Annotated in this window: 4 protein-coding genes and 2 pseudogenes; 2 read left to right on the top strand and 4 right to left on the bottom strand. The window is 52.5% G+C overall.

The features are described from left to right. Positions 1–200: 200 nt before the first annotated feature. A pseudogene (locus tag OKC30_RS18410) lies at positions 201–413 on the top strand (JAB domain-containing protein); the annotation flags it as partial. A gap of 88 nt (positions 414–501) precedes the next feature. After that, positions 502–609: pseudogene (locus OKC30_RS21550) on the top strand (hypothetical protein); the annotation flags it as partial. 26 nt (positions 610–635) lie between these two features. On the opposite strand, the gene OKC30_RS18405 reads toward OKC30_RS21550, so the two are convergent. The 4 genes from OKC30_RS18405 to zorA are packed head-to-tail and all read right to left on the bottom strand — an operon-like array spanning position 636 to position 8,580. Further along, the gene (locus tag OKC30_RS18405) at positions 636–3,695 is read right to left on the bottom strand and encodes a DEAD/DEAH box helicase (protein ID WP_125117284.1); all 3,060 of its coding nucleotides are present in this window, start codon (positions 3,693–3,695) and stop codon (positions 636–638) included. Then, positions 3,696–5,756 carry an EH signature domain-containing protein gene (locus OKC30_RS18400; RefSeq protein ID WP_125117285.1) on the bottom strand — a complete coding sequence of 687 codons (2,061 nt, stop codon included), beginning with the start codon at positions 5,754–5,756 and terminating at the stop codon, positions 3,696–3,698. Continuing rightward, the gene (locus OKC30_RS18395; RefSeq protein ID WP_270665024.1) at positions 5,753–6,520 is read right to left on the bottom strand and encodes an OmpA/MotB family protein; all 768 of its coding nucleotides are present in this window, start codon (positions 6,518–6,520) and stop codon (positions 5,753–5,755) included. Before OKC30_RS18395 ends, OKC30_RS18400 begins: the two co-directional genes overlap by 4 nt. Further along, positions 6,520–8,580: an anti-phage ZorAB system protein ZorA gene (gene zorA / locus OKC30_RS18390; protein ID WP_270665027.1), complete on the bottom strand. Its 2,061-nt coding sequence runs from the start codon at positions 8,578–8,580 to the stop codon at positions 6,520–6,522. Before zorA ends, OKC30_RS18395 begins: the two co-directional genes overlap by 1 nt. Positions 8,581–8,732 lie beyond the last annotated feature (152 nt).

Genomic DNA, 8,732 nt, shown 5'->3' with positions numbered 1-8,732 from the left:
AATCGGCTCAAACATGAAGAAATGAAATGACTGAGTCAGCCGAGAAGAATTTCCCCGCTTATTCGCACCTTCCCTAAAATGAAAGAAGCCAATGCGGTCTTGTTGATGGATAAATTTATCTACTACCTGAAGCAACACCGCTTATATACCCGCACACTTGGAATTATTTGAGTCTCTAAAAATGAGGGGATCTCTGAGCTCGCGATGTGGTCAAGCGGGCACTGCACTACAATGCTGCCGCCCTGATATTGGTGCATAACCACCCGTCGGGATACCCGGAACCCAGCCGGGCAGATATCGAGATCACCCTGCGCCTACAGAATGCCCTGGCACTGGTGGATATCCGGATTTTGGATCATCTGGTCGTCGGTACTGAGGGTGTGGTGTCGCTGGCAGAACGAGGGAATTTGTAACTACCACGCCGGTCAGGGAGCACATGGAGGAAGGCATGGTCAGCAGTGAGCTCTACTACGACTTACCATCATTAGGAGTACACAGAAAATGGGAACCATAGGGAGTTGGGGATTACACACCCAAGTTCAACCACGTTTTGGTGCACGTGCAATTGTCGAACGAAACAGGGTCTCCCTATTTTTGGATCGCTGCGGCGTCTATGGCGATGGCCCACTCCATTACTACAGACCCATGGCACTTGTCATTTCTCTTTCGCTGACGGCTTCGGGGGTGACCACTGCATCTTTCAGCATCAGCTTGCCGCGCAACAGGCGATCCAGATGGACATCGAACGCATCAAATCGCGGGTGAGTCAGGGTCGGCAAGTGGATAAACACTGGTTTTTGCTGGCCGATGCGGTAGACCCGGTCTGAGGCCTGGGCCTCTTTGGCTGGGTTCCAGTGACGCTCCAAGTGGATCACATGGTTGGCACTGACCACGGTCAGACCGACCCCTGCAGCCACAGGGGACATGATTATCACATTGAAACCGGCTTGAGCCTCGAACTGGCTGATCAGCTTCTTGCGCGTCAGATCCTCGACTTTACTGGCCACCGCCTTGGTGTCGCCATTGATGATGGCGATATCCAGGCCGTAGATCTGATCCAGCCAGAGCTTGAGTACTCGCTGCAACCGCTTGGTCATCATAAACAGAATGACTTTTTCGTTCTGGCTACGGATCTGCTCCAGTAGCTGCAGAACAATGGTGAGCTTGCCGGATTCCTGCATGTACTGACGGGCCTGCTTGGCATCCTGACTGTAGAGCGCAGCTTCGTCATCCAGCCTTGGATGCAATGAGATGCTTCTGAGCCGGGAGAGTGCAGCCAGGGCCGCTCCTTGCATGTTTTCGTCACTAGCCCGGCGACTGCGATACTCATCGAGTACGGCATCATAGGCCTGCAACTGTAAGCCGCTCATGACGCGGCTCAATTCGGGGTGATAGCGTTGCAGCTGGCTATCTGCTTGCTGTACGCCACTACATATGGTCTTGCTGGGTAGTCCCTTGAGCTGCTCCTCTTTGACTCGGCGTAACATGAAGGTACCTACGGTGCGGCGTAATTGCTCGCCGATTTGGATACGGATCAGGTCGCGTTCTTGCTCTTCGGCATTCAGAATGGGTTTTATCCAGCTGTCCCGGTAGTGTTGCCAGCTACCGAGCAGCCCGGGTTGGGCGGTATCCAGCAAACACCAAAAATCTCCCAGGCTGTTCTCCACTGGGGTTCCGGTTGCCAGCAGCTTGAAGTCAGCCTTGAGGCCTTTGGCTGCACGGGTCTGTAAGGCATTGGGGTTCTTGATGTTTTGCGCTTCATCGAAGATCACCATACCCCAGTCGATGCGGCAGAGTGAAAACTGGTAGTCCCGCAAGGTTTGATAAGTGGTGAGTACTAGCCGTCTGTCCATGTCCAGCCGATGTATCCCGGCCTCTGGGCCTATGGCCAGGGCATAGCGGATGCTTTGTTCATCTAGCATGCCGCTTTCATCTGCCAGCGAGGCCAACTGTACCGACTCTCTTTCTGCACCTCGGATCCGAAACCTCCCTAGATCACGACCTGCTTGCAACACCACCTGGTCGCGAAACGGCACGCTGTTATAGGTCTTGGCGACCTCATCTTCCCAGTTCTCCAGCAGACTCAGTGGCGCCACCACCAGAATGGGCTTTTCTGCCTGGCCCAGGCTGCGTTGACGATGCAGGTATTCACCGATGGTCACCAAGGTCATATAGGTTTTGCCCAACCCCATGTCATCGGCCAGCAGGCCGCCTTGCAGTCGGTAGAGATCCTCGGGATCTTCATGCAAGGCCACATTCAGCAGTTTTAGCATCCATTCGATGCCTTCTTGCTGGTGAGAGAAGGGCGTGCGCGCATAGCGTGACCAGTCAGGTGAGGCTGGCAGGGTGGCGAAATTGGTCTTGTTCAACAAGGTGGTATGGATGGCATCCGCCTCCTTGAGAATGACGGCAACGCGCTCTTTGACTTTTTCTTCGTCTACTGGTGTCTCAAGTGTGACTGATTCATCTGCTGGTTCATCGTCGAGGCCAGAATGGCCGGCAAGACGTTGCTTGATGGCGGTAACTTGTTTTTCCACTACATCGACGTTGGTGATGTCGATCGTCTGTTCACCAAAAGTCAGAGTGCTGGCGCCTTGGGCTCGTGCCGCTTGCAATAGATCTTCAAAACGTTGCAATTCCTCAGGCGACTGAATAAGTCCGCTGAGTACCTCCGGGGGTGATGGACGGGAGTCAAGAGCAAACCAATTGTTTTGGTTGGTATCCAGCCCGCCAAAGTCCATGTACTGTAGTCGGCCTACACCTGCGACCCTAATGGAGAAACCAACCTCGAGATTAACCAAGGCGGCATCCAAAAAAGCGGTAGGGGTGGCAATAAACTCATTGACCTTGTCGGCAGGAATGCGTGTATTGGCCAGTACGTTGCGGATCCCGGCCAACCGGGGTTCGTCCAGCAGTACTACGCGATTATCTATTCGCAACACGCCGCCATTAGCGCTCATATCTATCTGCGCCCATCGCTTCTGCAATTGATCTGGCGTGGATCCCTCTCCCAGACAGGGGCAAAGCTGCAGGCTACCATCCGGCATGCGGGTGGCTATGATACCTATGTTGTCCGGCACCACTACGTCAAGGCGCTCAAAATGACTAAGGTCGATGCGCATACCACTTCGTGCCGCCGTTTGCAGCTCGGCCATCAGTCGCAGGTTAGCGGTTTCGCCTCGCAGCTCGGCTGTCAGGGTCTCGTGTTGCTCCCAAGCCATCAGTCCCATTAATTCTGCTGGCGTCAGCCAATAGCATTCTTGGCTACCCAAGTACAGAAAGGGCCCTTTGCGGGTAAAGGGGGTTTCCCCTTCAGTCATACTGGCGGTAATGGCTACCCGAAAGCCGCTGTTACCGGTTCGGCCGTGAATCGTGGAGACAAATTGCCCGGGGAAGCGGGGCGGCAGGTCCAGGATCTCGGCTTGTTCGCCATCCATACCAGTGATGTCTTCTGCCTCAATATGAAAACCATTAGCAGTGGTCTCGGCCACACCCTGCTCGGCCAACATGTTGAGGCAGATGAGTTGCACCTTTTGCCGGGTGTTCCCCTGTCCTACTTGCAGTGATTTGAGCTCACTTGCTGGCAGGAAAAAATTCAACCCGCTGGAGTCAGGTTGGCTGTGAAAACCTAACTGGTTGTTGATGGCGTTGTCCGTGTCGCCAATAAAGGATCGCAAGAATTCGACTAAGCGCATTTAGTGGCCTTTATGATGCTCTTCATAAGCGGTTAATTCCGCGGCTGCTACGGATGTGAGGTGCCAGCCATATTGGCTGTTTTGCCAGCAGAGCGTACCAAGGGGCCCATAAAGCTGTTGATTGATCTCTTGAACTGTCATGCCCAAGACGTTGGCGCCATGACGAGCTCTGTCACCGGCATTGCTGGCAAAATATTGCAGTACCTTAAGCTCTAGCGGTTTGAGCTGGCTAACCCGGGGGCAGAGTTCGGAGAGCGAAGGCTCCGCAACAGTGTTAGCGCTGGTTATTTCATCCGAATGGGGTGTTGCTGGAGTGGGTTTGTTCTTGTATTTGAACCTGCCATTCAGCTTTGAAAGCTGCTCAGCTGATAACTTGTTCACTGCACGTGACGCATTCGCTGGGAGCTGCTGGGGTTCTTCATAAAGCTTGGGCTGATGGGATGCCTCCCTGGCTTGATCTACAGGTGATGGACTGAGACTAGTTAGAGCTGACTGGTGAGTTATCGTGTCGACAAATGACTTGGCTGTCGGCTGGCTGGGAGTTGGCACCGGTGTCCGTTTGGGATTGACTGCAGGGATGCCAAAGCGGCGAAGCTGGTATTGGTAGTCCTGGCGGCTCAGTAGTTGCTCCATATCCAGACCGATGCCGTTGTCTGCCAAGAAGGTGAAGACCTTGTGCTGCCAAGTGTGTGGTGTGTGGACGATGCTGGCGAGAGGAAGATTGCCATATCGTTTTTGGTAGCCAGCAGGAATGGTGGATGTCAGTGCGGCGTGGCTGAATATCCGTTTCTCATAAGTGGTCAGTATGTCACTTGGGGGCGCCAAATAGACCCAAATTTTGAAACTGTGGGAACCTTCAATCAGGTAGAAATCGCCACAGTCCAGATAGATCACCGCTTTATCGCTCATAGCCCCATCCATGGGAGCGAAGCTGGTTTTTACTTCCTTACCCAAAATCCCTTTAACGATTTGCTGGGCCCGGTTACCGAGTAGCAGACGGGTATTACGGATCAGTTTGAGTTTGAACAAGCCCTCCAGAAACAGCTTTCTGGCGGGAAACATCCGCTGTAATTCGTCGTTATGACTCTGGATCCCATATTGCTCAACGGCCTGCAAAAAGAGGCGAAGATCCTCTTTGGATAGCCAGCCTCTGACCTTTTGAATCCGTGCCTCGCCCAGTGGTTGCCACCATTGACGGTAATTTGTGGCGGCGCTGGATATGCGGGGATCGCCTGCCAGGTTGAGGATGAAGGTTTGCCAGACATCGCTGGGCTCCTGGCCTGTACGGTCGATCAGGATCTCCAGCGCGGCATGGCCGATACAGCGGTCCCCCTCAAAGGGAGCCTTGCTGACCGAGGGTTTAAGTAGCTCATCCATCACAGGTGACCATTCGTCCAGTGACAAAGTGCGCAAGGTCTCGAGATAGAAGTGAGCACGACAGATATCGCCGTAACGGCCATCATCCAGGCCTTGCAGGCCCAGTTCGCTAAATGTCACACCAAGCTCGCGTCCTGCTTGTAGCGTCTGCTCTGCAAGTTGACGAGGGCCGTCCAATCCAAGAAGTTTGTGTCCTTCTTGTTTTAGGCTGATGAGCGGGTTCGGCCGCAGGGTGGCAATACGAGGTTCTGGCAGTTGCTCCAGTTGTGACAGCAGTGCCAGCTCCAGCATGGCACGAAATCCATCATGTTGGTCTAACAGGTCGAATTGACGAAAGTAGAGCTGCACCAACTGCTGGAGTGTGATGCGGGTCAGCCTGGGTTGTTGGGCATGCAACAGCGCGGAGAGGAGTTGGGGGCTGAGCAGTCGCTCGGCATACCGGTCGCCACTAAGCCAAAACCAGCTAAGGGCTCGTGCAGTGAGTCGGCGCTTCAGTAGTCCAGGTAATGCCTCAAACCGGCCTGAGATGGCCATGTTGCGCAGTGAGGTGAGCATCTGGCTGAAGGCGTCGTTGTGCCCTGCAGCCCCCTCCATCTTGGAAGCCTTCGTCTGGAGTTCGGCCCAGGCGTTTACCGTGGGTAGGCCCCAAGAGGTTGCCATGGATTTGGCCTCGGGCAACTTCATTGCTGAAGTTCCTCCTGCAGCCGTTCCTTCACTTGTTCGTACTGTGCGCTGTCTGGTCTGCGGATGGTAAAACGAATGTCGATGCGACGATTACGCTTAAAATCTGTCTCCGTCACTTGATTAGACACCGCTGGCCGTGTTTCTCCATAGCCACTGACCGAAAAGAGGGGATGGCCATCTCTATTTTTCAGCCGGGATAGTTGTTCATCACCGATGAGTGATTTTTCCCAAAACTGCCAGAGGGAAATGGCGCGGAAGGTTGACAGCCCCCAGTTACCCTTGCCCATAAAGCCCTGCAGGGGACGGTTGTCGGTATGTCCTTCGATGAAGATGGTATCTAGGAACTCCACTCGATTGTCACGAGAGATTACCATGTTAAGCACTTCGCCTATTTCCCTGGCCCGAGATTGATAGGTCGGATTTATATCAAAGGCGCCAGTTTCAAAGCCGAGCAGTTCGTTGGGAATGCTCAAGACGGTGTGATTCTGGCTGACCTCTACCTTGATGCCGCGCTTGCGCAGGGTCTCTACTGCTTCGTCAAGAATTGTGCGGCGTACTTGCTCGGCTTGTTTTAGCGCGACAATCTCTTCTTCAAACTTGGCTTGTTTATGCTCCAGTTCTTTTTGGATCTCCATCAGCTGCAGGATCAGGATCACCGAGGCCATAATAAAGATGACGAGCAGGGCGGACATGATGTCGGAAAAGGACATCCAGTAGGGGTTTTCTTCGTCAACGTTGGTGGTTTGAGCTTTACGAAATTGCATCAGCGTTGCTCCAGCTCATCCAGCACACTGCTCATGGCTTCGGCCGTGTGATACATCTTGGTGGCATATTCCAGAGAAACCTTGTTCCACTGATCCATACGCTCATGAACCTGGGTGCTGACTTCGCTGGCGTATTTTTGCAGCCACTGTTCAGCCTGTTTTTCGATGGCTTCAACTTGGGAACGCAACGTCTCGCCTAAGGCATTGAATTCGGTTCTCACCCCTGTCAGGAATTGTTGCTGCGTTTGCTTCATCTCAACAAAGCCATGGCGAGCCTCACTGGCAGCCTGTTCGAACCGCTCCGCTCCCTGCAGCAGGCCATCTTGCAATCTGGCCAGCATTTCGGCTTGTTGCTTGAGTTGATCAGTAAGTGCAGCATTTTGGCTACCGGCTTGCTCGATTTGTTGTGTCACTTGTTCCAAGCGCTGCCCCAGTAGATCGGCGGCAGAACGGACATTGGTGGAGAGCAGGCCTAGCTGATTGGCACTGCTGTCCATATGCTTGCTGCTCTGGGCTGCGGAATCGGTCACTTGCTGCAAGCGAGTCAGCAATTGCTGGTGCTGTTCCGCCATTTGGCGGCTTTGTTGTTGACCGGCTTGCACTGAGTCGGCTAAGGCGGTCAACAACGCTTGCTGCTGTTGTGTTACGTCAGTCAGCTGCTGTTGGAATTTATCCTGACGAATCTGTTCGCGAACATCCGCCTGAGCACCTTGTTGACTTACGTTATCCAGCAGTTTGCCAACGGCATCCTGCAATGTGTTCTGTTGTTGCTGTACGGCCGAGGTCATAGCCTCGATTTGCTGTTGGCTCGCGGTGCCCAGACTGCCCAGCATTTTTTGTTGCTGCTCCAGTAACGTGGTTTGCTGTTGCTCATGTTGCTGGGCCAAGTCACCCATCATCTTACCAAATCGACTCTCCAACTGGCCTTGTCGTTCGTCTGCCGAATTGGCCAGTTGTTGCAACTGCTCCTGGAAACGTTTGGACTGCTCATCCTGAGCATCCAGGCTGCTAGTCTGTTGAGAGCTTAATTTACTAAACAGCTGTTCAAGACGTTCGCCCATGCTGCTGACGGCGATATTGACATCCGCGGCCACTTTTTCGAGCTGTTCACCCTGTACTCTGCCTGCCGAGCTCATACCCTCCATAAAGCTGCTTACCAGGTTTTCCATCACCTGGCTTGATTGTTGATTAGTGGAATGAACTAGGGTTTGGATGGCCGGCCCCATGATATTATTAAGTGTGTCAGTGAGGGCATTTTGCATAGCTTCGCTCATGCCATTGATGCTTTCTTGCAGTCGGTCTCCGATCCGCTCGTGCAGCTCCTGCAGTGCTTCTTTACTTTCTTTGCTGTACTCGGCGATATGCACCAGAGATTGTTCCGCAGGGAGTCTTGGATAGAGGAAATCAATCCTGTTTTGCAGGTCTTGGATATCGTTCAGCGCTTTGCGTTCAAACAGCTTTTCACACAGATTGAGCAGGAGACTGAAAGTAACCCCCCAGACCGAGGTCATAAATGCAACTGCTGCGCCAGAGATGAGCTTATTGATACCACTCTTGAGGGTCTCGATTTCTGCCGTATTGCCCACTAACCCCTCTAGACCAATGGTTAATCCAACAAAGGTTCCGAGCACCCCGATCGCCACTAAAAAGCTGGGGGTCGCTGCTAGTAAACGGCTGGCGGTTAGGCCCGTTGCCAAGGTTTTTGCATTGAAAAAATGCTCCGCGTCAATGCTGTTGAAAAGTTGTTTCTTGTCAGAAGATAAGACAAGGCTTTCATCAAATTCCTGCCAGAGATGACCAATATTGTTGGCATTCAGCTTTTGAGCCCTCTGAAGTATTTCACGGCGAGAGTAAGCCAATGTTTCTCTACTTTGCCCATCCAACAAAGATCTCAATGCTTTGTTTCTTTCAATGAAATTGAGGTAGTGCTTAATCAAAAAAAACAGGGATAGTAAAAAGATGAAGCATGTGAATGACCAGAACCACGCACTGATCCCATTGGTAGTGCCATTCAGCATCTGGCTAAAGTCAGGCCATAGGTGTTTAAGTAAATCCCACATATCTAATCCCAAATGTTCAACTGATTCTTGAAAAAAACCGGCAGTCTTTAACCTAGTGTTTTGACCAGGTCGAGATCATGTACAGGATCTTTAGCTACAACCAATTGAAATAGATAGAAAAAAGGCTTCGTTTGTGATCTGATTTAATCGCA

The sequence above is a fragment of the Aeromonas sp. QDB18 genome, assembly GCF_027705325.1.
GTDB classification, from domain to species: Bacteria; Pseudomonadota; Gammaproteobacteria; order Enterobacterales; family Aeromonadaceae; genus Aeromonas; species Aeromonas caviae.
The sequence above is the reverse complement of the archived record's forward strand: the minus strand, read 5'-3'. Positions and strand labels throughout refer to the sequence as shown.